Source organism: Geodermatophilus sp. SYSU D00684 (assembly GCF_054050455.1).
In genome coordinates this window covers 1-22,703 of sequence record NZ_JBJGZI010000014.1, presented here as the reverse complement: position 1 = coordinate 22,703, position 22,703 = coordinate 1, and the positions used below count along the sequence as shown (strand labels likewise).

At 77.3% G+C, this 22,703-nt stretch carries 25 protein-coding genes; 16 read left to right on the top strand and 9 right to left on the bottom strand.

Annotation, left to right across the window (positions count from 1 at the left end):
* Position 1 precedes the first annotated feature (1 nt).
* The 3 genes from ACI79L_RS11910 to ACI79L_RS11900 all read right to left on the bottom strand — a co-directional run bounded on the left by ACI79L_RS11910 (position 2) and on the right by ACI79L_RS11900 (position 2,271).
* Positions 2-1,084, bottom strand: a complete 1,083-nt coding sequence (locus ACI79L_RS11910; RefSeq protein WP_456936992.1) for a DUF4192 domain-containing protein — start codon at positions 1,082-1,084, stop codon at positions 2-4.
* A 95-nt stretch (positions 1,085-1,179) separates the two neighbouring features.
* On the bottom strand, positions 1,180-1,923 hold the full coding sequence (locus ACI79L_RS11905) for a hypothetical protein (protein WP_456936991.1): 744 nt from the start codon (positions 1,921-1,923) through the stop codon (positions 1,180-1,182).
* Between the two features lie 54 nt (positions 1,924-1,977).
* Positions 1,978-2,271 carry a Dabb family protein gene (locus ACI79L_RS11900; protein WP_456936990.1) on the bottom strand — a complete coding sequence of 98 codons (294 nt, stop codon included), beginning with the start codon at positions 2,269-2,271 and terminating at the stop codon, positions 1,978-1,980.
* Positions 2,272-2,333: 62 nt separating this feature from the next.
* On the opposite strand from ACI79L_RS11900, the gene ACI79L_RS11895 reads away from it, so the two are divergent.
* From ACI79L_RS11895 to yczE, 6 genes are all read left to right on the top strand, one after another.
* Complete coding sequence (locus ACI79L_RS11895; RefSeq protein WP_456936989.1) at positions 2,334-3,587, top strand: glycosyltransferase family 4 protein; 1,254 nt, start codon at positions 2,334-2,336, stop codon at positions 3,585-3,587.
* Between the two features lie 34 nt (positions 3,588-3,621).
* Entirely contained in the window at positions 3,622-4,383 is a 762-nt protein-coding gene (locus tag ACI79L_RS11890) for a class I SAM-dependent methyltransferase (RefSeq protein ID WP_456936988.1), read from the top strand.
* Positions 4,384-4,420: 37 nt separating this feature from the next.
* Positions 4,421-5,455: a prenyltransferase gene (locus tag ACI79L_RS11885; protein WP_456936987.1), complete on the top strand. Its 1,035-nt coding sequence runs from the start codon at positions 4,421-4,423 to the stop codon at positions 5,453-5,455.
* A gap of 65 nt (positions 5,456-5,520) precedes the next feature.
* Positions 5,521-6,339: a glycosyltransferase gene (locus ACI79L_RS11880; RefSeq protein ID WP_456936986.1), complete on the top strand. Its 819-nt coding sequence runs from the start codon at positions 5,521-5,523 to the stop codon at positions 6,337-6,339.
* The gene (locus ACI79L_RS11875) at positions 6,336-7,271 is read left to right on the top strand and encodes a glycosyltransferase family 2 protein (protein WP_456936985.1); all 936 of its coding nucleotides are present in this window, start codon (positions 6,336-6,338) and stop codon (positions 7,269-7,271) included. Before ACI79L_RS11880 ends, ACI79L_RS11875 begins: the two co-directional genes overlap by 4 nt.
* Before the next feature lie 209 nt (positions 7,272-7,480).
* Positions 7,481-8,110 carry a membrane protein YczE gene (gene yczE / locus ACI79L_RS11870; RefSeq protein WP_456936984.1) on the top strand — a complete coding sequence of 210 codons (630 nt, stop codon included), beginning with the start codon at positions 7,481-7,483 and terminating at the stop codon, positions 8,108-8,110.
* Here yczE and ACI79L_RS11865 read toward each other — a convergent pair.
* The 4 genes from ACI79L_RS11865 to ACI79L_RS11850 form a co-directional block, all read right to left on the bottom strand.
* Positions 8,094-8,423 (bottom strand): TraR/DksA family transcriptional regulator, encoded by a 330-nt coding sequence (locus tag ACI79L_RS11865; protein ID WP_456936983.1) that lies wholly within the window; start codon positions 8,421-8,423, stop codon positions 8,094-8,096. The two genes, yczE and ACI79L_RS11865, sit on opposite strands and share 17 nt — an antisense overlap.
* Positions 8,413-9,099: a class I SAM-dependent methyltransferase gene (locus ACI79L_RS11860; protein ID WP_456936982.1), complete on the bottom strand. Its 687-nt coding sequence runs from the start codon at positions 9,097-9,099 to the stop codon at positions 8,413-8,415. The genes ACI79L_RS11865 and ACI79L_RS11860 overlap by 11 nt, the downstream gene beginning before the upstream one ends.
* Positions 9,096-10,364 (bottom strand): YibE/F family protein, encoded by a 1,269-nt coding sequence (locus ACI79L_RS11855; protein WP_456936981.1) that lies wholly within the window; start codon positions 10,362-10,364, stop codon positions 9,096-9,098. Before ACI79L_RS11855 ends, ACI79L_RS11860 begins: the two co-directional genes overlap by 4 nt.
* Before the next feature lie 63 nt (positions 10,365-10,427).
* Complete coding sequence (locus ACI79L_RS11850; protein WP_456928705.1) at positions 10,428-10,895, bottom strand: STAS domain-containing protein; 468 nt, start codon at positions 10,893-10,895, stop codon at positions 10,428-10,430.
* A 164-nt stretch (positions 10,896-11,059) separates the two neighbouring features.
* Between ACI79L_RS11850 and ACI79L_RS11845 the strand changes: the two genes are divergently transcribed.
* The 7 genes from ACI79L_RS11845 to ACI79L_RS11815 all read left to right on the top strand — a co-directional run bounded on the left by ACI79L_RS11845 (position 11,060) and on the right by ACI79L_RS11815 (position 16,706).
* Positions 11,060-11,560, top strand: a complete 501-nt coding sequence (locus ACI79L_RS11845; RefSeq protein ID WP_456936980.1) for an Hsp20/alpha crystallin family protein — start codon at positions 11,060-11,062, stop codon at positions 11,558-11,560.
* 97 nt (positions 11,561-11,657) lie between these two features.
* A complete protein-coding gene (locus ACI79L_RS11840; RefSeq protein ID WP_456936979.1) occupies positions 11,658-12,062 on the top strand; it encodes a helix-turn-helix domain-containing protein in 405 nt (134 codons plus the stop codon).
* Between the two features lie 32 nt (positions 12,063-12,094).
* Positions 12,095-12,406: a metal-sensitive transcriptional regulator gene (locus ACI79L_RS11835; protein WP_387990729.1), complete on the top strand. Its 312-nt coding sequence runs from the start codon at positions 12,095-12,097 to the stop codon at positions 12,404-12,406.
* A gap of 29 nt (positions 12,407-12,435) precedes the next feature.
* The gene (locus ACI79L_RS11830; protein ID WP_456936978.1) at positions 12,436-12,645 is read left to right on the top strand and encodes a heavy-metal-associated domain-containing protein; all 210 of its coding nucleotides are present in this window, start codon (positions 12,436-12,438) and stop codon (positions 12,643-12,645) included.
* Between the two features lie 25 nt (positions 12,646-12,670).
* A complete protein-coding gene (locus tag ACI79L_RS11825; RefSeq protein WP_456936977.1) occupies positions 12,671-13,543 on the top strand; it encodes a hypothetical protein in 873 nt (290 codons plus the stop codon).
* Positions 13,544-13,578: 35 nt separating this feature from the next.
* Complete coding sequence (locus ACI79L_RS11820) at positions 13,579-15,810, top strand: heavy metal translocating P-type ATPase (protein WP_456937085.1); 2,232 nt, start codon at positions 13,579-13,581, stop codon at positions 15,808-15,810.
* Complete coding sequence (locus tag ACI79L_RS11815) at positions 15,807-16,706, top strand: oxidoreductase (protein WP_456936976.1); 900 nt, start codon at positions 15,807-15,809, stop codon at positions 16,704-16,706. The genes ACI79L_RS11820 and ACI79L_RS11815 overlap by 4 nt, the downstream gene beginning before the upstream one ends.
* Before the next feature lie 60 nt (positions 16,707-16,766).
* Here ACI79L_RS11815 and ACI79L_RS11810 read toward each other — a convergent pair whose 3' ends face one another.
* Positions 16,767-17,696, bottom strand: coding sequence for a M56 family metallopeptidase (locus tag ACI79L_RS11810; RefSeq protein WP_456936975.1), 930 nt, complete (start codon positions 17,694-17,696; stop codon positions 16,767-16,769).
* A gap of 1 nt (position 17,697) precedes the next feature.
* Positions 17,698-18,063 carry a BlaI/MecI/CopY family transcriptional regulator gene (locus tag ACI79L_RS11805; RefSeq protein ID WP_456936974.1) on the bottom strand — a complete coding sequence of 122 codons (366 nt, stop codon included), beginning with the start codon at positions 18,061-18,063 and terminating at the stop codon, positions 17,698-17,700.
* A gap of 207 nt (positions 18,064-18,270) precedes the next feature.
* Between ACI79L_RS11805 and ACI79L_RS11800 the strand changes: the two genes are divergently transcribed.
* From ACI79L_RS11800 to ACI79L_RS11790, 3 genes are all read left to right on the top strand, one after another.
* Positions 18,271-19,839, top strand: a complete 1,569-nt coding sequence (locus ACI79L_RS11800; RefSeq protein WP_456936973.1) for a cytochrome ubiquinol oxidase subunit I — start codon at positions 18,271-18,273, stop codon at positions 19,837-19,839.
* A gap of 14 nt (positions 19,840-19,853) precedes the next feature.
* A complete protein-coding gene (gene cydB / locus ACI79L_RS11795) occupies positions 19,854-20,876 on the top strand; it encodes a cytochrome d ubiquinol oxidase subunit II (RefSeq protein ID WP_456936972.1) in 1,023 nt (340 codons plus the stop codon).
* A gap of 8 nt (positions 20,877-20,884) precedes the next feature.
* Positions 20,885-22,703 (top strand): ATP-binding cassette domain-containing protein (locus tag ACI79L_RS11790; RefSeq protein ID WP_456936971.1); only part of this gene is annotated, 1,819 nt, incomplete at its 3' end.

Below are 22,703 nucleotides of genomic sequence, written 5' to 3'. Positions count from 1 at the left end.
CTCACCCGGCCTCCTCGAGGGTGCGGCTGATCAGCCCGCGGAGCTCGCCCGGTGGCAGGCACTGCGCCAGGCCGTCGGCGAGCAGCCGGGGCAGCCGGGCGCCGGGGTCGGCGGCCAGGGCGCGGTCCAGGGCCACGTTGGCCGTGGCGCCGTCGCCGCGCAGCCAGGCGCTGACCGCGAGCAGCGTGGCCGGCGGCCCGTCGAGCGGCACCGGCGCGCGGCGGGTGCACTCGGTCCACAGCACCTCGGCGGCCGCGGCGTCCTCGCCCAGCGCGAGGCCGAGCGCGCGGTCGCGGACGTCGGGGATGGTGAGCCCCCACAGCACCCGGGCCACCCGGGCGTCGGGGAGCCGGGTGGCCGCGGTGGCCGGTCCGGGCCGGCAGTCGGCCAGGGCCGCGGCGATCGCCGCGCCGGCCTCCGCGGCGACCGCGTCCCGGCCGAGCGCCCGGAGCCGGGCGGCGTGCTCGCGCCCCTCCGCCAGGCAGGCCGCCGCCATGGCGGGCGCCCCCGGGTCGCCGTCGGGCGGGGTGATCCGCGCGGCGAGCGCGGCGCGGTCGGCGGCCAGGACCGCGCCGCCGGCCACCGCCGCCGCGGCCAGCGGGCTGGCCCCGGCGGGCAGCGGCGTCCCGGCGCCGGGCTCGCAGCACGGGTACGGGCAGTCGTAGTCCCACCAGCGGCCCGACCGGACCAGCAGGGCCTCGCGCACCGGCACGTCCCGGGCGTCGAGGGCGAGCACGAGCTCGTGCACCAGGTCGCGGTGCGGGAGCTCCGGGGCCCGCTCCCCCGGCCCGAACGCCAGGACAGGGGCCGACCGCTCGTCGGGGTCCTCGGACACCACGGCGAGCAGCACGGCGACCGGGTCGTCGGTGAGCACCTTCCCGGCCAGCGTGACCGCCAGTGCGCGGGCCGCGGCGGGCGGCGGGAGGTCGGCGCGCACGGTGAGGCCGACGCGGCTGCCGCCCGGCCCGCGCAGGCCGACCAGCACGATCGACTCGGCGGGGTGGAAGCCGAGCAGGTGGGGCAGGGCGGCGGCGACCTCGCCGGTGTCGCCGAGCCGGATGACGGGGATCGGGGGGTGGTCCACCCGGGCAACGCTGCAGCCGGGAGCCCGCCGTGAGCGTCGTCGAGGCCCACCTGTGGAGGGGTCCGGCCCTGTGGACGGCCCGGGGCCCCGGACCGTCAGTCGAGGGCGTCGGCCTGCGTCTCGTAGGCCTGCTCGAGCAGGGCGGTGAACGCCGCGGGGTCGGGCCGGCCGCCGGCGGTGTCGGTGGTCAGCAGCACGACCACCCGCTCCCCGTCCTGCACGACGCCGACCAGCGCCGGCACGGTCAGCTGCTGCCCGTCGGGCCCGGTCATCGTGGTGGTGTAGGTGACCCCCGCGGAGCCGTCGCCGAGGTCGGGGACGTCGAGCTCGGCGAAGGCGATGGTCACCGTGCCGATCTCCGGCGCGCTCACCTGCACCTCCCGGCACTGGTCGAGCTGCTGCCCGAAGCCGGCCAGCGCGTCCTCGGCCGGGCCGCCGGAGGCCAGCGCCTGCACGGTCGTGACCGTCCCGGCGACCGCGACCTGCGCGGCGACGTCGTCGTACTCGTCGAAGGACGGCTGGGTGCCCTGCACCGCGGGCTCGCACTCCGGCGGCGTCACCTGCAGGTCCTCGGGAGTGCCGCCGGCCGCCGCCGCGCCCTGCTCCAGCTGGGCCTCGGTCAGCGGGGTGACCTGCGCACCGGCGCCGAACGCCTCGGCCGGGAGCAGGCCCGGCGCGAGGTCGGTCCCGGAGGACGGCGACGCCGAGGACGAGCCCGGCGGAGCGGTGGAGGCGGGCGAGGCCGTGCCCCGGACGTCCTCCCCGCCGCAGGCCGCGAGCAGCGGGACGGCGAGCAGGCCCGCGGTGGCGGCGAGGACGGGGCGGGGGCGTCCGGTCATGCGCCGGACGCTATCCAGCGCCGGGCGGACGAGCAGGTCAGCCACCCGTCCGGGTCACAGCTCGTACTGGACGGCGCTGCGGGCGGCCAGGTACGGGCGCACGTGCTCGGCGATGACCGCGAGGTGCACCGGGTCGGTGGCGTAGCGCCGGAAGGCCTCGGCGTCGGGGAAGTCGGCGACCAGGACCGTGTGCGCGTTGCCCTCGACCAGGCCGGCGTCGGGCGCGACGGTGAACGCCAGCGACCCGGACACCTGCTCGGGCAGCCGGCGCAGCGCGGCCACCGTCTCGGCCCGCCGGGCGTCGTCGGCGGCGTCGGACCAGGTGAAGTGCACGACGTGTCGGATCACGCCGGTCACCCTGTCAGGCGGGCCCGGAAAGAGGACCGGACGGGGTCGGTAGGGTCCGGCGCATGGGACGACGGCTGCGGATCGCACTGCTGTCGTACCGCAGCAAGCCGCACGGCGGCGGCCAGGGCGTCTACGTCCGGGCACTCTCGCGCGAGCTGACCGCCCTCGGCCACGACGTCGAGGTCCTCTCCGGCCAGCCCTACCCCGAGCTCGACGACGGCGTCCCGCTCACCCGCGTGCCGAGCCTGGACCTCTACCGCGAGCCCGACCCGTTCCGGACGCCGCGGCCCTCGGAGTTCCGCGACCCGATCGACGTCCTGGAGTGGGCGGCGATGTGCACCGCCGCGTTCCCGGAGCCGCTGACCTTCACGCTGCGCGCCGCCCGGCTGCTGCTCCCCCGCGCGCACGAGTTCGACGTCGTGCACGACAACCAGAGCTTGGGCTACGGGCTGCTGCGGCTGCTCCGCGCCGGCGTGCCGACCGTGGCGACCGTGCACCACCCGATCGCCATCGACCGGCAGCTGGAGCTCGCCGCCGCGCCCACGCTCCGCCGCCGGCTGACCCTGCGCCGCTGGTACGCCTTCACCGCCATGCAGGCCCGCGTGGCGCCCCGGCTGGACGCGGTCACCACCGTCTCGGAGAACTCGCGGCGCGACATCGAGACCCACCTCGGCGTGCCGGCCGCGGGCGTCGAGGTCATCCCGGTCGGCATCGACCCCGAGGTGTTCACCCCGCCGCCGGCCGGCCGGCCGCGCGAGGCCGACTCGATCGTCGTCACCACCAGCGCCGACGTCCCGCTCAAGGGCCTGGTGCACCTGCTCGAGGCGGTGGCCAAGCTGCGCACCGAGCGGCCGGTGCGGCTGACCGTCGTCGGCACCGCGCGGCCCGGCGGGCCGGCCGAGTCGGCGCTGGACCGCCTCGGCCTGCGCGACGCCGTCCGCTTCACCGGGCCGCTGCCCGAGGCCGACCTGGTGCGCCTGCTGCAGACGGCGACCGTCGCCGCCATCCCCTCCCTCTACGAGGGCTTCTCGCTGCCCGCGGTCGAGGCCATGGCCTGCGGGACGCCGCTGGTCACCACCGACGCCGGCGCGCTGCCGGAGGTGGTCGGCTCCCAGGCCGGCCTGCGGGTGCGGGCCGGGGACGTCGACGAGCTGACGGCGGCGCTGAAGCTGGTGCTGGAGAAGCCGTCGCTGCAGGAGCAGCTGGGCCGCGCCGGGCGCCGCCGGGTGCTGGCCTCCTACACGTGGCGCTCGACCGCGGAGCGGACCGCGGACTGGTACGCCGCGGTGCTGGACCGGAAGGGGCGCCGCGGATGACGCCGGGCCCGACGCGCGACCGGGAGGGTCGTCCGTGCTGACCGTCGACTACGACCTGCTCGACCTGCGCCCCGGCATGACCGTGCTGGACCTCGGTTGCGGCGAGGGCCGGCACGCCTTCGAGGCCTACCGCCGCGGCGCGTCCGTGGTCGCGGTCGACTGGGGCGTGTCCGAGGTGGAGACCACCAAGCGGTGGCTGGGCGCGATCGCGGAGGCCGGCGAGGCGCCGGCCGGGGCGCACCACGAGGTGGTCCGCGGCGACCTGCGGCACCTGCCGTTCCCCGACGGCAGCGTCGACCGGGTGATCGCCTCGGAGGTGCTCGAGCACATCCCCGACGACGGCACCGCGATGGCCGAGATCGCCCGGGTGCTCAAGCCGGGCGGGCGGGTCGCCGTCACCGTGCCGCGGTACGGTCCCGAGCGGGTCTGCTGGGCGCTGTCGGACGCCTACCACGCCAACGAGGGCGGGCACATCCGCATCTACCGCGGCGACGTGCTGCGCGCCCGGCTGTCCGTGGCGGGCCTGGTGCCCGGGCGCAGCCACCACGCGCACGCGCTGCACGCGCCCTACTGGTGGCTCAAGTGCGCCGTCGGGGTGGACCGGGACGCCGCCGTCGTCCGGGCCTACCACCGGCTGCTGGTCTGGGACCTGACGAAGCGGCCGTGGGTGACCCGGCTGGCCGAGAAGGTGCTCGACCCGCTGATCGGCAAGAGCCTCGTGGTCTACGCGGACAAGCCGCGGGTGCCGGCGGCGGGGACCCGCCCGGAGCGGGAGCGGACCGCTGCCGTCCGCTGAGCTGCCCGAGCTGCCCGGCGTCCTCGACGGGGGCGCCGTGCGGCGCACCGTGGCCGCCATCGCCGCCGAGCAGGGCCGCGACGGGTCGCTGCCGTGGTTCCGCGGCGGGCAGCTGGACCCGTGGGACTCGGTCGAGGCGGCGATGGCCCTCGACGTCGGCGGGGAGCACGCGCGGGCGGCGGCGGCCTACCGCTGGCTGGCCGCCCGGCAGCGCGCGGACGGCTCCTGGGCCGCGGAGTACCGCGACGGCGCCGAGACCCAGCCCGCCGTCGAGAGCAACCACGCCGGCTACCTCGCCGTCGGCGCGTGGCACACGTGGCTGGCCAGCGGCGACGAGCGGCTGGTCCGGGAGCTGTGGCCGACGGTGCGCCGCGGCCTGGACCTCGTCGTGGACATGCAGCTGGCGTCGGGCGCCATCGGCTGGGCGCTGCGGCCCGACGGCACGCCGGACGACGTCGCGCTGCTGACCGGCAACGCCAGCCTGTTCCAGGCGCTGCGCTGCGGCATCGCGCTGGCGGGGCTGGCCGGGCAGTCGCAGCCGGACTGGGAGCTGGCGGTCACCGGCCTCGGCACGGCGCTGCGCACCGACCCCGCCGCCTTCGCCGACCGCTCCCGGTACTCGATGGACTGGTACTACCCGGTGCTGGCCGGTGCGGTCACCGGCGGGCCCGCCCGCGCCCGGCTGGCCGCCGACTGGGACCGCTTCGTCGTCCCGGGCCTCGGCGCCCGCTGCGTGGCCGACCGCCCGTGGGTGACCGGCGCGGAGACCTGCGAGCTGGCGCTGGCGCTGGTCGTCGCCGGGCAGCCGGAGGCCGCGCTGGAGCAGGTGGCGGCCATGCAGCACCTGCGGCACGACGACGGCTCGTACTGGACCGGGTTCGTCTACCCCGACGACGCCCGCTGGCCGGTCGAGCGGACGACGTGGACCGCGGCGGCGGTGGTGCTCGCCGCGGACGCGCTGGCCGGCGCCACGCCCGCCTGCGGGCTGTTCGCCGACCCGGCGGCGCTGCCCGCGCCGGGCACCGAGGACGCCGGTTCGGCGGCGCCGCTGCCGGGCAGTGCCTCTGCGTGACGCGCACGTCGGCACGGCCCCGTTCCTCCCGCACTCCCACCCCCGACGGCGTCAGCGTCGTCGTGATGAGCCGCGACCGGCGCGCGGACCTGCTGGCCACGCTGCCCCGCCACGAGGCGCCGGTCGTGCTGGTGGACAACGGCTCCACCGACGGCACCGTCGACGCCGTCCGCGCCGCGCTGCCGCAGGTGACCGTGCTACCGCTGGCGGAGAACGCCGGCGCGCACGCCCGCACGATCGGCGCCGGTCACGCGGGCAGCGAGTTCGTGGCCTTCGCCGACGACGACTCGTGGTGGGCGCCCGGCGACCTGGCCCGCGCCGCGGAGGTCATGCGCGCGCACCCGCGGCTGGCGGTGCTCAACGCCCGGGTCCTCGTCGGCCCGGAGGAGCGGCTGGACCCGCTGTGCCCGGAGCTGGCCGCGAGCCCGCTCGGCACCCCGGCGCACCTGCCCGGGCCGCGGCTGCTCGGCTTCATCGCGTGCGCGGCGATGGTGCGCACCGAGGCGTTCCTGTCCGTCGGCGGCTTCGACCCGGTGGTGCGCTTCCCCGGCGAGGAGGAGCGGCTGTCGCTGGACCTGGCCGCCGCCGGCTGGGACATCGCCTACGTGGACTCGGTGACCGTGCACCACCACCCCTCGGTCCGCCGGTCCGACCCGGACGCGCGGCGCGCGGCGATCTGGCGCTCGAAGGCGCTCACCGCGGTGATGCGGCTGCCGCTGCGCGACGTCGTCCGCACCGTGGGCACCGCCCTGCGGACCGGGGCACCGGAACGGCGGGGGCTGCGGCGGGCGCTGCCGGACCTGCCCGCCGCGCTGCGGCGCCGTCGCCGGCTGCCCGCGCACGTCCTGGCCGACCTGCGGCTGCTGGCCGGGGACGCCCGGTGACGGCCACCGCGCCCCGGCCCCTGCACGCGGACACCGGCCCGGACCCGCGGGTCGCCGTCGTCGTGATCACCCACCAGCGCCGCGACGAGGTGCTCGGGGCGCTGTCCCGGCTGCTGGCGCTGCCCGAGCGGCCGCACGTGGTGGTCGTCGACAACGGCTCCACCGACGGGACCGCGGAGGCGATCGCCCGGAACTTCCCCGCCGTCGAGCTGGTCGCCAGCCCGGAGAACCTCGGCGCGACCGGCCGCAACGTCGGCGTCGACCGGGTGGACACGCCCTACGTGGCCTTCTGCGACGACGACACGTGGTGGGAGCCGGGCTCGCTGCGGCGGGCGGCCGACGTCCTCGACGCGCACCCCCGGCTGGCCGTGGTGACCGCGCGGATCCTGGTCGAGCCCGGCGGGCGGGAGGACCCGATCGTGCCGGAGCTGCGCGACTCCCCCGTCCGCGGCGCCGGCTGGCTGCCCGGTCCGGCGCTCGGGTCCTTCCTCGCCGGCGCGAGCGTCGTCCGCCGGGAGGCGTTCCTCGAGGTCGGCGGCTTCTGCGAGCGGCTGTGGCTGGGCGGGGAGGAGGAGCTCATGGCCGGCGACCTCGCCACCGCCGGCTGGGAGCTGTGCTACCTGCCCGAGCTGACCGTGCACCACCAGGCGTCGAAGGCCCGCGACGGGCACCGCCGCCGGCGCGACGGCATCCGCAACACCCTCTGGACGACGTGGCTGCGGCGCCCGCTGCGCCCCGCGCTGCGCCGCACCCTGCACCTGCTGGCCACGCTGCCGCGGGACCGGGTGACCGCGCAGGGGCTGTGGGCCGCCGTCCGCGGCATCCCGTGGCTGGTGCGCGAGCGGCGGGTGCTGCCTCCGCACGCCGAGGCCCGGTTCGCCGCGCTCGACGCCGCCCAGCGCCGCTCCACCGCCCGCCGCTACGTGAGCTGAGGACCCGGGCGGCAGAGATGGCCATCTCCGCCGCCCCAGCCGGCGGTGACCGCCCCGTGACCTCCCCGAGCGTGTGCGCCGGGGCCGCGTCCGACGCCGCGGAACGCGGCCCCGGCGCACACGCTCGAGGTCCGCGCGGCGCTGGGACCAGGCCAATCCGGCCGATTGGTCCGTAGGAGGCAGCCCGGCCGCGCAGCAGAGTGGCGGGCGTGTTGCAGCACCGTCCGGTTCCCCTGTCCGCCCGCCTCCCGCGCCGCCTCGTCCAGCTCTACGCCGGCCTCGCGCTCTACGGCGCGTCGATGGCCCTGCTGGTGCGGTCCTCGCTCGGGGTCACGCCGTGGGACGTGCTGCACCAGGGGCTGGCGCAGCGGCTCGGCTGGTCGCTCGGGCTGGTGACCGTGGTGGTGGGCGCGCTGGTGCTGCTGGCGTGGATCCCGCTGCGGGAGCGGCCGGGGATCGGCACGGTGAGCAACGTCGTCGTCATCGGGGTCGCCGTCGACGGCACGCTCGCCGTCCTGCCGGCGCCGTCGCACCTGGCGGCGCAGGCGGCGTTCGCGGTGTCGGGCATCGTCCTCAACGCCGTCGCCACGGCCGCCTACGTCGGGGTGCACCTCGGGCCCGGCCCGCGGGACGGGTTGATGACCGGGCTGGTGCGTCGCACCGGCGGATCGGTGCGGCTGGTGCGGACCACGATCGAGGTCGCCGTCGTCGCGACCGGGTGGGTGCTCGGCGGCACCCTCGGCGTCGCGACCGTCGCCTACGCCCTGGCCATCGGCCCGCTCACCCAGGCGCTGCTGCCCCGCCTGTCGGTGCGGCCGGGGGTCAGCGCGCGCAGCTGATGCAGGTGCGCGCCGTCGGCCGGGCGGCCAGCCGCTCGGGCGCGATCGCGCCGCCGCAGGTCTCGCAGCGGCCGTAGGTGCCGGCCTCGACGGCGGTGACGGCGGCGTCGACGTCGGCCAGCCGGCGGCGCGCCTGCTCCAGCAGCGCCGCCACCTGCTGCCGCTCGAAGGCGATCGTCGCGCCCTCGGGGTCGTGCTCGTCGTCGGCGTTGGACGCCCGCGACGCGGCGACGATCTCCTCGAACTGGCGGGTCAGCGCCTCGATCTGCGCCTGGGCGGCCGCCCGCTCGGCCCCGAGCGCGTCAGCGGACACGGCGCAGCAACCGCAGGGAGCCGGTGCCCGGCAGCTCCTCGAAGTCCCCGGAGTCCAGCACCCGCCGGTACACGCCGAACGGGGCCTGGCCGCCGTCGGCGGGGTCGGGGAAGACGTCGTGGATGGCCAGCGTGCCGCCGACCGCGAGCTTGTCCACCCAGGCGTCCTGGTCGCGGCGCGCGGACTCCTCGGTGTGGCTGCCGTCGAGGAACAGCAGCGCCAGCGGGGCCGTCCACAGCGGCGCGAGCACCTCCGACCGCGCGACGACGGCGACGACGACGTCCTCGGCGCCGGCGTCGGCGATCGTGCGGCGGAACCGCGGCAGGGTGTCGATGCGCCCGACGGCGGGGTCGACCAGCGACGGGTCGTGGTACTCCCAGCCGGGCTGGTGCTCCTCGGAGCCGCGGTGGTGGTCGACGGTGACCACCTGCCGGCCGGTCTCCCGCGCGGCGGCGGCGAGGTAGAGCGCCGACTTGCCCATCCACGAGCCGATCTCCAGCAGCGGGCCCGGCACCGCCACCGTGCGGGCGGCCTCGTAGAGGGCGCGGCCCTCGTCGGCGGGCATGAACCCCGGAGCCGCCTCCGCGGCGGCCAGCAGTAGAAGGCCCCCGTCCTCCTCCCGCCTCGCGAGCTCGGCGCGAGCCTCTCGACGGGGCCGGTCAGTGCTCGTGTTCATCGGGCAAACCTCGCACGCAGCCCCGACAGACGTCGCTCGGGGGCCGCGCCGGCCGCCGTCCCGGCCGCGGTGGCGAAGAACGCGCCGACCGCCGTCGTCACGGGGACCGCCAGCACGAGGGCGATCGCGCCGACCAGCGTGCGGATGACCTCCTCGGCCACCGCGGCGCTGGTGAGCGTGACGCCGGCGGGCTGCGTGTAGACCTCGAACAGCAGCAGCAGCGGCAGCGCGGCCCCCGCGTAGGCGAAGACGATCGTGTAGACGGTCGAGGCGATGTGGTCGCGGCCGACGGCCATGCCGCGGCGGTACAGCTGCCGCCACCCCATCGCCGGGTCCACCTCGTTGAGCTGCCAGATCGCCGAGGCCTGGGTGATCGTGACGTCGTTGAGCACGCCGAGGCCGGCGACGACGACCCCGGCGATCACCAGGCCGGAGAAGTCCAGCGTCGGGTCGAACGTCAGGAGCTGGATGGTCTCCTCGCTGGTGAGCCCGGTCAGCCGCGCGACGCCGACGGCCACCGAGCCCAGCACGGTCACCAGCGCCAGGCCGAACAGGGTGCCGACGAGCGCCGTCGTCGTCCGGGCGGAGAAGCCGTGCGCGAGGTACAGGACGACGAACATGATCGCCGACGAGCCGACCAGGCTGACCAGCGTCGGCGAGGACCCCTCGAGCAGCGCGGGCAGCACGAACTGGAGCAGCACGAAGAACGCGAAGGCGAGGCCGACCAGCGCGGCGAGCCCGCGCAGCCGCGCGACCGCCCCGACGACGAGGGCGAACGCCACCGCGAGGACGACGATCGGCGTGGTCCGCTCGAAGTCGGCGAACTGGTAGTTCGGGCCGCCCTCGGCGCCGGGGTCGCGGGTGAGCACGAGGGTGTCGCCCTCGCCCACCCCGTTGGCGACCACCTCGGCCGACAGGTCGACCTGCTGGTAGTCACCCGCGCCGTCGCCCTCGAGCACCTCGACGACGGCGGTGGCGCACGTGGCCTGCCCGGTCCCGGTCTCCCCGCAGGGCAGCGTCTGCAGCGAGACCACCCGCGCGTCGGCGTAGGTGGTCCCCGCCGGCAGGAAGGTGGCCGCGACCTGCTCGGCGCGGGTCGGCTCGCCGCCGGGCCAGAGCACGACCAGGCCGACCACGGTGGCCAGCCCGACCGGCACCAGCAGCAGGAGCATCAGCGTGACCGCGCGCCGTCGCCGGGTCAGCGTCTCCGGGCTCGGCGGGGGCGCGTCGGGGTCGGGCCCGTGGCTGTGGGTGTGGGGCGGCACCCGGCCAGGCTAGGAGCAGCCCCCGGCCCGGGACCGCCCGATACCGCGGTCGGGCGCTGCCGGTCAGGCGCTGCGGCCGTCCGGCCCGTCCGGGCGCCGCGACGGACCCCCCGACGGCGGTGCGCCGCCGGCGTCGGCCGGCCCGGCGCCCTCGCCGACCACCTCGAAGCGGCGCCACAGGCCGGTCAGCTGCAGCGGCCGGGCGACCGCGGCCGGCGGCTCGACCAGCGCCACGGTGACCGCCCGCGGCTGGGTCATCCGCTGCAGCTGCACGAGGACGGCCATCCCGGCGGAGTTCATGTAGGAGACGCCGCTCAGCTCCAGCTCCACCCGCGAGAGCGTGGGCACCGACAGCAGCTGGTCGGTGACCACGCGGACCAGCGGCCGGCGGGCGGCCTCGGTGAGCTCGCCGGTCACGGTGATGCAGCTGACGTCGCCGTCGAGCCGGGCGTCGACCTCGGGCTCGCCCTCGTGCGGCGCGGCGCCGGGGTCCTCGGCCGCGGGTCCACCGGGTTCTCGGTGCTCGTCCATGCCCGGGGTCTGCCCCCGTTGCCCGTCGTCCATGCGCGGCCGGGAACAACAACCGACGAGGGACGTTTACACGGGTGTCCGGTCGAGGTAATCTCCACTTGCCGCTGGAGGTTCATCCCCGGGCAGCGAACTCCACACCGGATCTCCCAGGAGGTTCACCAGCCATGGTGCTGACCGCGTACGACCCCTTCCCGACCGCGTCCGCCGCCTTCCGCGCCCTGGACCAGCTCACCGGCCGCACCGGCACCGCCCGCGCCCTGTCGGGCATGCCGATGGACGCCTACCGCGTCGGTGACAAGTTCGTCGCCCACTTCGACCTGCCCGGCGTCGACCCGGGCTCGATCGACCTGTCGCTCGAGGGCACGACCCTCACCGTCAGCGCGGAGCGCTCGATCCCGCAGCTGGAGGGCGCGGAGTGGGCCGTCGCCGAGCGCCCCTACGGCGCCTACACCCGGCAGCTGGTCCTCGGCCGCAGCCTCGACACCGACCGGCTCGAGGCCAGCTACCACGACGGCGTGCTCACCGTGAGCATCCCGGTCGCGGAGAAGGCCCGGTCCCGCAAGATCACCGTGACCCGCGCCGACGTGCCGGCCGCGGTCGAGGGCCGGACCATCGAGGGCGAGCAGGAGCCCGCCCAGGGCGAGACCCGGGCCGTCGAGGGCTGATCGGCGTCCCGTCCGCGGGGGCCGGGCCGGTGCGGCCCGGCCCCCGCGCCACATCCGGGGCCCGCCGGGCCCCGGCACCGCAGGAGGAGGAGGTCCCGTGGCCGGCCCCGTCGACCGTCAGCAGGGCGACCCCCAGCAGGCCGACCCGGCGGCCGACGCCGTGCGCCGGCTCGACGACCCCGACTTCCCGGCGCTGACGATGAGCCAGGCCGCCGCGCTGCTCGGCGTCCAGGCCGCCTTCCTGCGCAGCCTCGACGGCTCCGGGGTCCTGCAGCCGCACCGCTCCCCCGGCGGCCACCGGCGCTACTCGCGCCACCAGCTCGTCCTCGCCGCGCGGCTGCGCGGCCTGCTCGACGACGGCCACACGCTCGCCTCCGCCGAGGTCATCCTCGGCCTGCAGGACGAGCTCGCCGACGCCCGCGCCGACACCGACCGGCTGCGCGAGACCGTCGCCCGCCTGCGCGCCGGCCGCCCGGAGGAGCCGGAGCAGGACGGGAGTTGATACCCCCGGGGGGTAGGGGTACAGTCGGCCGCGTGACCGACTCGGAGAGCGCCCCCGGCCACGTCCACGGCTACATCCACCGCAAGGACGACCACCTCAAGCGGCTGCGCCGCATCGAGGGCCAGGCCCGCGGGCTGCAGCGCATGGTCGAGGACGAGAAGTACTGCATCGACATCCTCACCCAGGTCTCGGCGATGACCTCCGCGCTGCAGTCGGTGGCGCTGAGCCTGCTCGAGGAGCACCTGTCGCACTGCGTCGCCGAGGCCGTCGCCACCGGCGGCCCGGAGGCCGACGCGAAGGTCCGCGAGGCCTCCGCCGCGATCGCCCGGCTCGTCCGCTCCTGATCCCCACCCCCACCCCGGAGGACCCCGCCATGAGCACCGCCAGCTACACCGTCACCGGCATGACCTGCCAGCACTGCGTCGCCTCGGTCACCGAGGAGGTCAGCGAGATCCCCGGCGTCACCGACGTCCAGGTGGACCTGGCCAGCGGCGGCCTGACCGTCACCAGCGACGCCCCCGTCGACGACGCCGCCGTGCGCGCCGCCGTCGCGGAGGCCGGCTACGAGGTCGCCGGCCGCTGACGCGGCCGGTCGGGAGGGAGCCGTCGTGCGCACAGCCACCCGGGTCGCCGCCGTCCTCGGCGCCGCGGCCGCCGTCCTCGGTGCCGGCTGGGGTGTGGGCGCCCTCGCCGGCCCGGTGGGCGCGCCCCCGGCTGTCGTCGAGGAGCACGCCGGCGACGGCGGGCACGCGCCGGCGGCTCCCCCCGCCGGGGAGCACGACCTGCCCGCCGGGCTCGCCGTCTCCGCCGAGGGCCACACCCTCGACCTCGCCGACGACGCCCTGCCCGCCGGCGCCGCCGTCCCGCTGTCGTTCCGGCTGCTCGGGCCCGACGGCGCCCCGGTGACCGCCTACGAGACCGTGCACGAGCAGGACCTGCACCTGGTCGTCGTCCGCCGGGACCTCACCGGCTACCAGCACGTGCACCCCGAGATGTCCCCCGACGGCACCTGGACGACGGCGGTCGCGCTCGAGCCCGGCGCCTGGCGGGTGCTGGCCGACGCCACGCCCACCGCCCTCGGCGAGGACCTCGTGCTCGGCGCCGACCTCGCCGTCGGCGGCGCCTGGGAGCCCGCGCCGCTGCCCGCCCCCGCGGCGACCGCGGAGGTGGACGGCTACACCGTCACCCTCGACGGCGAGCTGGTGGCCGGCCGGGAGTCCGAGGTCGTGCTCACCGTGAGCCGCGACGGCGTGCCGGTGACCGACCTGCAGCCGTACCTCGGCGCCCGCGGTCACCTGGTCGCGCTGCGCGCCGGCGACCTCGGCTACCTGCACGTCCATCCCACCGGGGACTCCGGCGGGCAGGTCCGCTTCGCCGTCGAGGTGCCCGCGGCCGGCGAGCACCGGCTGTTCCTCGACTTCCGCCACGGCGACGTCGTCCGCACCGCCGCCTTCACCCTGACCGCCCGGAGCGCCCCGTGAGCACCCCCACGCAGATCGAGCTGTCGATCGGCGGCATGACCTGCGCGTCGTGCGCGGCCCGCATCGAGAAGAAGCTCAACCGGCTCGACGGCGTGACCGCCACCGTCAACTACGCGACGGAGAAGGCCCGGGTCACCTTCGGCGACGGCGTCGCGCCCGAGGACCTGGTCGCGACCGTGGAGAAGGCCGGCTACACCGCCGCCCTCCCCGCGCCGCCCGAGGAGGACGCCCCCGAGGCCGATCCGGACGCCGGGCTGCGGCAGCGGCTGCTCGTCTCCGCGGCGCTCAGCCTGCCGGTCGTCCTGCTCGGGATGGTCCCGGCGCTGCAGTTCGAGTACTGGCAGTGGGCCTCGCTGACGTTGGCCGCGCCGGTGGTCGTCTGGGGCGGCTGGCCGTTCCACCGCGCCGCCTGGACCAACCTCCGCCACGGCGCGGCCACCATGGACACCCTCGTCTCGCTGGGCACCCTCGCCGCGTTCGGCTGGTCGCTGTACGCGCTGTTCCTCGGCACCGCCGGCGAGCCCGGCATGACGCACCCGTTCTCGCTGGCCGTGACCCGCGGCGACGGCAGCGGCGACGTCTACCTCGAGGCCGCCGCGGGCGTGACCACCTTCCTGCTGGCCGGCCGCTACGCCGAGGCGCGCGCCAAGCGGCGGGCCGGGTCGGCGCTGCGGGCGCTGCTGGAGATGGGCGCCAAGGAGGTGTCGGTGCTGCGCGGCGGCGCCGAGGCGCGCGTGCCGGTGGAGCAGCTGCGGCCCGGCGACCTGTTCGTCGTCCGGCCCGGCGAGCGGGTGGCCACCGACGGCGAGGTCGTCGAGGGCTCCTCCGCCGTCGACGCCTCGATGCTCACCGGCGAGGCGGTGCCGGTGGAGGTCGGCCCGGGCGACGCCGTCGTCGGCGCCACGGTCAACGCCGGCGGCCGGCTGGTCGTGCGGGCCACGAGGGTCGGCGCGGACACCCAGCTCGCGCAGATGGCGCGGCTGGTCGAGGAGGCGCAGAACGGCAAGGCGCAGGTGCAGCGGCTGGCCGACCGGGTGTCCGGGGTGTTCGTGCCGGTCGTGCTCGCGCTGGCGCTGGCCACGCTGGGCTTCTGGATCGGCACCGGCGCCGGCGTGGCCGGGGCGTTCCCCGCCGCCGTCGCCGTGCTGATCATCGCCTGCCCCTGCGCGCTCGGGCTGGCCACGCCGACCGCGCTCATGGTCGGCACCGGCCGCGGCGCGCAGCTCGGCATCCTCGTGCGCGGCCCGGAGGTGCTGGAGTCCACGCGCCGGGTCGACACCGTCGTGCTCGACAAGACCGGCACCGTCACCACCGGCCGGATGAGCCTGGCCGGCGTGGTCGCCGCCGCCGGCGAGGACGCCGCCGAGGTGCTGCGCCGGGCCGGCGCGCTGGAGGACGCCTCCGAGCACCCGATCGCCGCGGCCGTGGCGTCCGCCGCCCGCGAGCGCACCGGTGCGCTGCCGGCCGTCACGGGGTTCCGCAGCGAGGCCGGGCTGGGCGTCCGCGGCACCGTCGAGGGCGTGCCGGTCGTCGTCGGCCGGCCCGCGCTGGTGGGCCCGCTGCCCCCGGAGCTGGCCGCGGCGGTCGCCGACGCGGACGCCGCCGGGCGCACCGCGGTCGCCGTCGGCTGGGACGGCGCCGCGCGCGGCGTGCTCGTCGTCGCCGACACCGTCAAGCCGACGTCGGCGGCCGCCGTCCGCCAGTTCCGCGCGCTCGGGCTGCGGCCGGTGCTGCTCACCGGCGACTCGGCCGCCGCGGCCCGCGCGGTCGCCGCCGAGGTCGGCATCGACGACGTCGTCGCCGAGGTGCTGCCGCAGGACAAGGTCGACGCCGTCCGGCGGCTGCAGGCCGAGGGCGCGACGGTGGCGGTGGTCGGCGACGGCGTCAACGACGCGGCCGCGCTGGCGCAGGCCGACCTGGGGCTGGCGATGGGCACCGGCACCGACGTCGCCATCCAGGCCAGCGACCTCACCCTCGTCCGCGGCGACCTGCGCGCCGCCGCCGACGCCGTCCGGCTGGCCCGCCGCACCCTCGCGGTGATCAAGGGGAACCTCTTCTGGGCGTTCGCCTACAACGTCGCCGCGCTGCCGCTGGCGATGGCCGGGCTGCTCAACCCGATGATCGCCGGCGCCGCGATGGCGTTCAGCTCGGTCTTCGTCGTCACCAACAGCCTGCGGCTGCGCCGGTTCCGGCCCCTGCCGGGCAACGACACCACGGCGGTGCCGTCCGGCACGCCGGCGCCCGCGCCCGCGTTGGACCCGGCATGACGAGCCGCCGCTGGACCGCCGCCGACGTCCCCGACCAGACCGGGCGCACCGCCGTCGTCACCGGCGCCACGAGCGGGCTGGGCCTGGCCACCGCGCGGGCGCTCGCGGAGCGGGGCGCGCGGGTGGTGCTCGCCGTGCGGGACACCACCCGCGGGGAGGCGGCGGCCGCCGGCCTGCCCGGGGACGTCGAGGTGCGCCGGCTGGACCTGGCCGACCTGGCCTCGGTGCGCGCCTTCGCCGGGGCCTGGGACGGTCCGCTCGACGTCCTGGTCAACAACGCCGGGATCATGATGGTGCCCGAGGGCCGCACCGCCGACGGCTTCGAGCTGCAGTTCGGCACCAACCACCTCGGCCACTTCGCGCTGACCAACCTGCTGCTGCCGCACGTCACCGACCGGGTGGTGACCCTGTCGTCGGGAGCGCACCGGATGGGCGCGATCGACCTCGACGACCTCGACTGGGAGCGGCGGCGCTACTCCGCCGAGCGCGCCTACGGCGCCTCGAAGCTGGCCAACCTGCTGTTCACGCTGGAGCTCCAGCGCCGGCTGACCGCCGCGGGCTCGCCGGTGCGGGCCATGGCGGCGCACCCGGGCTGGTCGGCCACCAACCTGCAGGGCCGCACCGGGAACCGGCTGAAGGACGCGTTCGCGCTCCTCGGCAACCGGGTGGTCGCCCAGTCCGCGGAGCAGGGCGCGCTGCCCACGCTGTTCGCCGCGACCGCCGACCTCCCCGGCGGCAGCTACGCCGGGCCGGACGGGCTGGGCGAACTCCGCGGGTACCCGACGCTGGTCGGCCGGACGGCCGCGGCCAGCGACCCCGACCTCGCGGCCCGGCTCTGGACGGCGTCCGCGCGGCTCACCGGCGTCGACTTCCCGGCGGCCCTGCCCACCCGCTGACCCGCCCCCCGGGGTGCACTTCCGCGGAAGTGCACCGTGCATCTCCGCGGAGGTGCCCGCTCACAGGGCCGGGAGCAGGAGCAGGACGGTCGGGACCAGGAGGAGCAGGCCCGCGCCGAGCAGGACGGCGGCCCGGGCGGCGGCCGGCAGCGGGGCCGGCGGGCCGACCAGCCGCAGCACCCGGGCGGCGACCGCGCTGCCGGTCACCGCCAGCGCGCCGCTCGGCACGCCCCCGCCCGCGCCCCCGGCCGTGACGACGATCGCCTGCGCCAGCGTGCGCCGCGGGTCGGGCCCGGCCAGCGAGCCCACCGCGCGGTCGTCGGCGCGCATCTCCACCAGCTCGCGGACCGCGGCGTGTGCCCGGGCGGCCGCGGGCAGCACCGGCAGCGCCGCCTCCCACGCGACGAACGGCAGCAGGTAGAGGTGGTGGTGCTCGGCCAGGTGCGCCCGCTCGTGCGCGACGACGGCGGCCAGCTGCCCGTCGTCGAGCTCGGCGACCATGCCCGAGGACAGCACGAGCAGCGGACGGGCGCCGGGGATGCAGAACGCGACCGGTGCGGGGTGCTCGAGCAGCCGGGCGTCGGGGGCGGCCGCGGACGGCTGCACGACCAGCTCCAGCAGCGCCCGGTGCCGCCGCCGCGTGCGCGCGGTGCGCACCCACGACAGCGCGAGGACGCCGAGCAGCTCGGCGGCGAGGACGCCGGCCAGGGTGAGGGTCACCCAGTGGTCACCGCGGACCGGGTCGCGGGCCGGGTGCCCGGTCAGCACCGCCCACCCGGCCTCGGGCAGCGAGTGGCCCCACGGCGCCAGCCCGTGCACGAGCAGCGCGCCGATGATCGACAGGCCGCCGGCCAGCCCGAGCGCCTGCCAGCAGACCAGCGCCGCGAGCGGGTCGCGCCGGGGCCACCGGGCGCGGCCGAGCAGCGCCGGCACCGGCCAGGCGAGCAGGGCGGCGAGGACCGCGAGCGCCGCGGCGGTCGCGGGCAGCACGTCAGCGGGCGCCGGCGTCCGGGGCGCTCTCGGCCAGCAGCTGCCGCAGCAGGCGGGCCTCCTCGGGGTCGACGCCGCCGACGAACCGGGCGAGCACCGCCTGCCGGTCGCCGGCCTGGCCGAGCACCTCGTGCATGAGCTCGGCGGCGTGGTCGGCGCGGCTGGCCCGCGGGCGGAAGCGGCGCGGCCGGGCGTCGTCGTGCTCGACGAAGCCCTTGGCCTCCAGCCGGGACAGCACGGTGTGCACGGTGGTGAGCGCGAGCTCGCGGTCGGCCAGCGCGTCGCGCAGCTCGGCCGCGGCCACCGGGCCGTCGGCCGCCCACAGCACGTCCATGACGGTGCGCTCCAGGTCCCCCAGCGACGCCACGACGACTCCTCCCGGCTCGGTTTCTCTACCCAGCGTAGAACGTGCGCCGGGGGCCGGTCGTGCCCCTGGTCCCTGCCCGGCGGGACCGAGGTCCCTGCCTGTCCGCGACCTCACACGCCGATCGTCTACGCGGCGTAGAAAACGGGTTCTACAGAGCGTAGAAAGAGTGTGTCGGCTCAGAGGCGGCACAGACGAGGAGCAGCGCGCGTGGACGTGCTCGACATCGCCCGGTGGCAGTTCGGCATCACGACCGTCTACCACTTCCTGATGGTCCCGCTGACCATCGGACTGGGGATCCTGGTGGCGGTCATGCACACCCTCTGGGTGCGCACCGGCAAGCCGGAGTGGCTCCGGATGACCCGCTTCTGGGGCCGCGTCTACCTGGTCAACTTCGTGCTCGGCGTGGCCACCGGCCTGGTCCAGGAGTTCCAGTTCGGCCTGGCGTGGAGCGAGTACTCGCGCTTCGTCGGCGACGTGTTCGGCTCGCTGCTGGCGATGGAGGCGCTGCTCGCCTTCTTCCTCGAGTCGACCTTCCTCGGCCTGTGGATCTTCGGCTGGGGCCGCATCCCGAAGAAACTGCACCTGGCGGCGCTGTGGGCCGCGGTGATCGGCTCGATCGTCAGCGCGTACTTCATCATCGCGGCCAACTCGTGGATGCAGCACCCGGTCGGCGTCACCGTCGGCGACGACGGCCGCCCGCAGCAGGTCGACTTCCTCGCCGTCCTGACCAACAACACCGCCCTGGCCGCGTTCAGCCACGCGATCGTCGCCGCGCTGATGGTCGCCGGCGCCCTGCTCGTCGGCATCGGCCTCTACCAGCTGCGGAAGCGGAAGCTGGCCGGCGCCCCGACCACCGACGTCTCGGGTGGGCGGGTGGACGACACCGTCTGGCGCCGCTCGGTGCGGCTCGGCGGGTACGTGTCGCTGGCCGCCTTCGTCCTGGTAGCCGTCACCGGCGACTGGCAGGGCAAGCTCATGTACGCGCAGCAGCCGCTGAAGATGAGCTCGGCCGAGGCGCTGTGCGAGACCGAGGCACCGGCGCCGTTCTCGGTCTTCGCCTGGGGCAAGCTCGGCTCCAACGAGTGCGACGACGTCCACAGCTGGACCGTCCCCGGCCTGCTCTCCTTCCTCGCGCACAGCGACTTCGAGACCGCCGTCCCCGGCGTCAACGAGCTGCAGGAGGAGTACGCCGCCGTCTACGGCGAGACCTACCCCGACGACCCGTCCTTCGGCGACCGCGCCGGCCAGGAGATCGACTACACCCCGGTGCTCGCGGTCACCTACTGGAGCTTCCGGCTCATGATCGGCATGGGCGCGGTGTCGGCCGGCGTCGCCGCCTACGCGCTGTGGGCCACCCGCCGCGGCCGCGTGCCGACGTCGCGGATCGGCGTCTACGGCTCGCTGCTCGCCGTCGGCGCGCCCTTCGTGGCCAACGCGGCCGGCTGGGTGTTCACCGAGATGGGCCGCCAGCCCTTCGTCGTCTACCCGAACCCGGACGTGCCCGTGGACGAGCAGGTGTGGTTCTTCACCGCCCAGGCCGTCTCCCCCGGCATCACCGCCGCCGAGGTGTGGACGTCGCTGATCAGCCTCGGCCTGCTCTACGGCGCCCTCGCCGTCGTCGAGCTGTTCCTCCTCGTGCGGCTGGCCCGCCGCGGCGTCACCACCGGGGACACGACGCCGACCCCGCCGGCGGTCGGGTCGTCCCGCCGGGACGACGACGACCCGCGCCCGGGCGACGACCGGGCCGACGACGACGTCCTCTCCTTCGCGTACTGACCGGAGTGCCTGACATGGACCTGCAGACCCTGTGGTTCGCCGCCGTCGCGGTGCTGTGGACCGGCTTCCTGCTGCTCGAGGGGTTCGACTTCGGCGTCGCCGCGCTCCTGCCGGTGCTCGGCCGCCGCGGTGCTGTCGACGGGCGTGCCGACCGGCACCTGATGCTCCGCACGATCGGGCCCGTGTGGGACGGCAACGAGGTCTGGCTGATCACCGCCGCCGGCGCGGTGTTCGCCGCCTTCCCCGGCTGGTACGCCACCTGGCTGCCGGCGCTGTACCTGCCCTTCGTCCTGGTGCTGCTCGGCCTGATCGTGCGGGCGGTGGCCTTCGAGTGGCGGCACAGCTCGCACGACCCGCGCTGGGACGCCGCCTGGACCCGCGTCATCACCGGCGGCTCGCTGGTGGCCGCGGCGGGCGTGGGCGCGGCGCTGGCCGCCACCACCCTCGGCCTGCCGATCGACGCCGACGGCAACCGGGTCGGCGGCGCGTTCGCCGGGGTGGGCTGGTCCGCGCTGCTCGGCGCGGCCGCGGTGGTCGGCTACTCGCTGGTGCACGGCGCGCTGTTCCTCGCGCTCAAGACCGACGGCCCGCTGCGGCTGCGGGCGCGGGCGTTCGCGCTGCGCTGGTCGCCGGTGGCCGCGCTGCCGCTGCTGGCGTGGGCCGGGCTGGTGCAGCTGCGCTCGGGCACGGCGCTCACCGGCGCGCTGTGGCTGGTGGCCGCCCTCGCCGTCGTCGTCACCTGGACCCGGGTGCGGCTGGACCGCGAGGGGCAGGCCTTCGCCGGCTGGGCCACCGTGCTGCTCACCTCGGCGGCCACGCTGTTCGGCTCGGCCTACCCGGTGGTCGTGCCCTCGACGGTCGACCCGGCCTTCGACGTCACCATCGCCGAGGCGTCGGTCAGCGACTACACGCTCACCGTGATGACCTGGGTGGCCGCGGTCGGCCTGCCGGTGGTGCTCGCCTACCAGGCCTGGACGTACTGGGTGTTCCGCCGCCGCCTGACCGCCGAGCCGCAGTCCGAGCCGGTGGCCGCGTGACGGCAGAAATGGCCATTTCTGCCGCCCCGGGCCGGGGGCCGCTGGCCCCGCTGGCCGGCGTGCCGGGACTGCCCGGCGCGCTGGCCCGGGCGGCGGCCGCCGCCCTCGGCTCGACGGCGGGGCTCGTGCTGCTCGCCGCCGGCCTCGCGCACGCCGTCGCCCGGGCCGCCGGGTACGCCGACGGCGACCTGCTGCCGCCGCTCGCGCTGGCCGCTGCCGGCGCCGTGCTGCGCGGGGTGGCCGGCACCCTCGGCGAGCGGGCCGCCGCCCGCGACGCCCGCCGCGCCGAGGACGCGCTGCGCCGCGCGCTGCTCGACCGGCTGGCCGCCTCCCCCGCCGCGGTCGCCGCCGCGGGCGGCCCGGCACCGGCCGCGGTGCTGGCCACCACCCGGCTGGCCGACCTCGCGCCCGCCCTCGCCACCTACCTGCCGGCGCTCGCGCAGACCGCGGTCGTCCCGCCGGTGCTGCTGGTCGTGCTCGCCGCCACCGACCTGCTCTCGGCCGGCCTGGTCGCGGCCACCCTGCCGCTGGTGCCGCTGTTCATGGCGCTGGTGGGGCTGGCCACCCGCGACGGCACCACCGGCGCCGCCCGCGCCCTGGACCGGCTGGCCGCGCACGTCGCCGAACTGGTCCGCGGCCTGCCGGTGCTGGTGGGTCTCGGCCGCGCCGCTGACCAGGTGACCGCGCTCGCCGAGCTGGGCGAGGCCACCCGCCGCCGCACGCTGGCCACCCTGCGCCTGGCGTTCCTCTCCGCGCTGGTGCTGGAGCTGATCGCCACGCTGTCGGTGGCGCTGGTCGCGGTCACCGTGGGCCTGCGGCTGGTGCACGGCGACCTCGCGCTCGCCGTCGGGCTCACCGCGCTGCTGCTCGCCCCCGAGGCCTTCGCCCCGCTGCGCGCACTCGGCACCGCCCACCACGCCGGCGAGGCCGCCACCCTGGCCGCCGCCGAGGCGCGCGCCGTGCTCGCCGCCCCGGTCGCCCCCGTCCCCCCGGCGGCGGGCGACGACGACCCGCGCGGCGCCGACGTCGCCGTCTGCGGGCTGACCGTGCGCCACCCCGGCCGCGCGCTGCCCGCCCTCCCACCGGTCGACCTCGCGCTGCGCCCGGGCGAGCTGGTCGTGCTCCGCGGCCCCAGTGGCTCGGGCAAGTCCACCCTGCTGGCCGCGCTCACCGGCGCGCTCGACCCGGCCGCGGACGTCGGCGGCACCGTCACCGGCGTCCCCGCCGGCGCGGTCGCGCTGGTCCCGCAGCACCCCCGGACGACGGCGCGCACGGTGGCCGACGAGCTGCGCCGGCACGCCGCCGCCTCGCCGGGCGTGGACGCGGTGGTGGCCGAGGCGTTCGTCGTCGAGGCGCTGCAGCGGGTGGGCGCCGAGGCGCTGGCCGGTCGGGACTGCACCACCCTCTCCCCCGGCGAGCTGCAGCGGGTGGCGGTCGCGCGGGCGCTGGTGCGGGTGCGCCGCGGCGCCCGGCTGCTGCTGCTCGACGAGCCCACCGCGCACCTCGACGAGGCCTCGGCCGCCCGCGTCGCCGCCGTCCTGGCCGGCCTGGGCGGCACGGTCACGGTCCTGCTGGTCACCCACGACCCGGCGCTGGCGGCGCTCGCCGACCGCACGGTCACGCTGCCGGGCCCTGCGGTCCCGGCGCTCCCCGGCGCGAGATCGGCGGTCTCGTGGCGATCGGCGGCTGATGGCCACGAGACCGCCGATCTCGCGGGGCCGGGGGGGGGGGGGGGCCCCCCCCCCCCCCCCCCCCCCCCCGCGCCGCCCGCCGGGGCGCGGCCACCTCCGCGTGGGCGGCCCGCGCGCCCCCCCGCCCCCGGCGGCG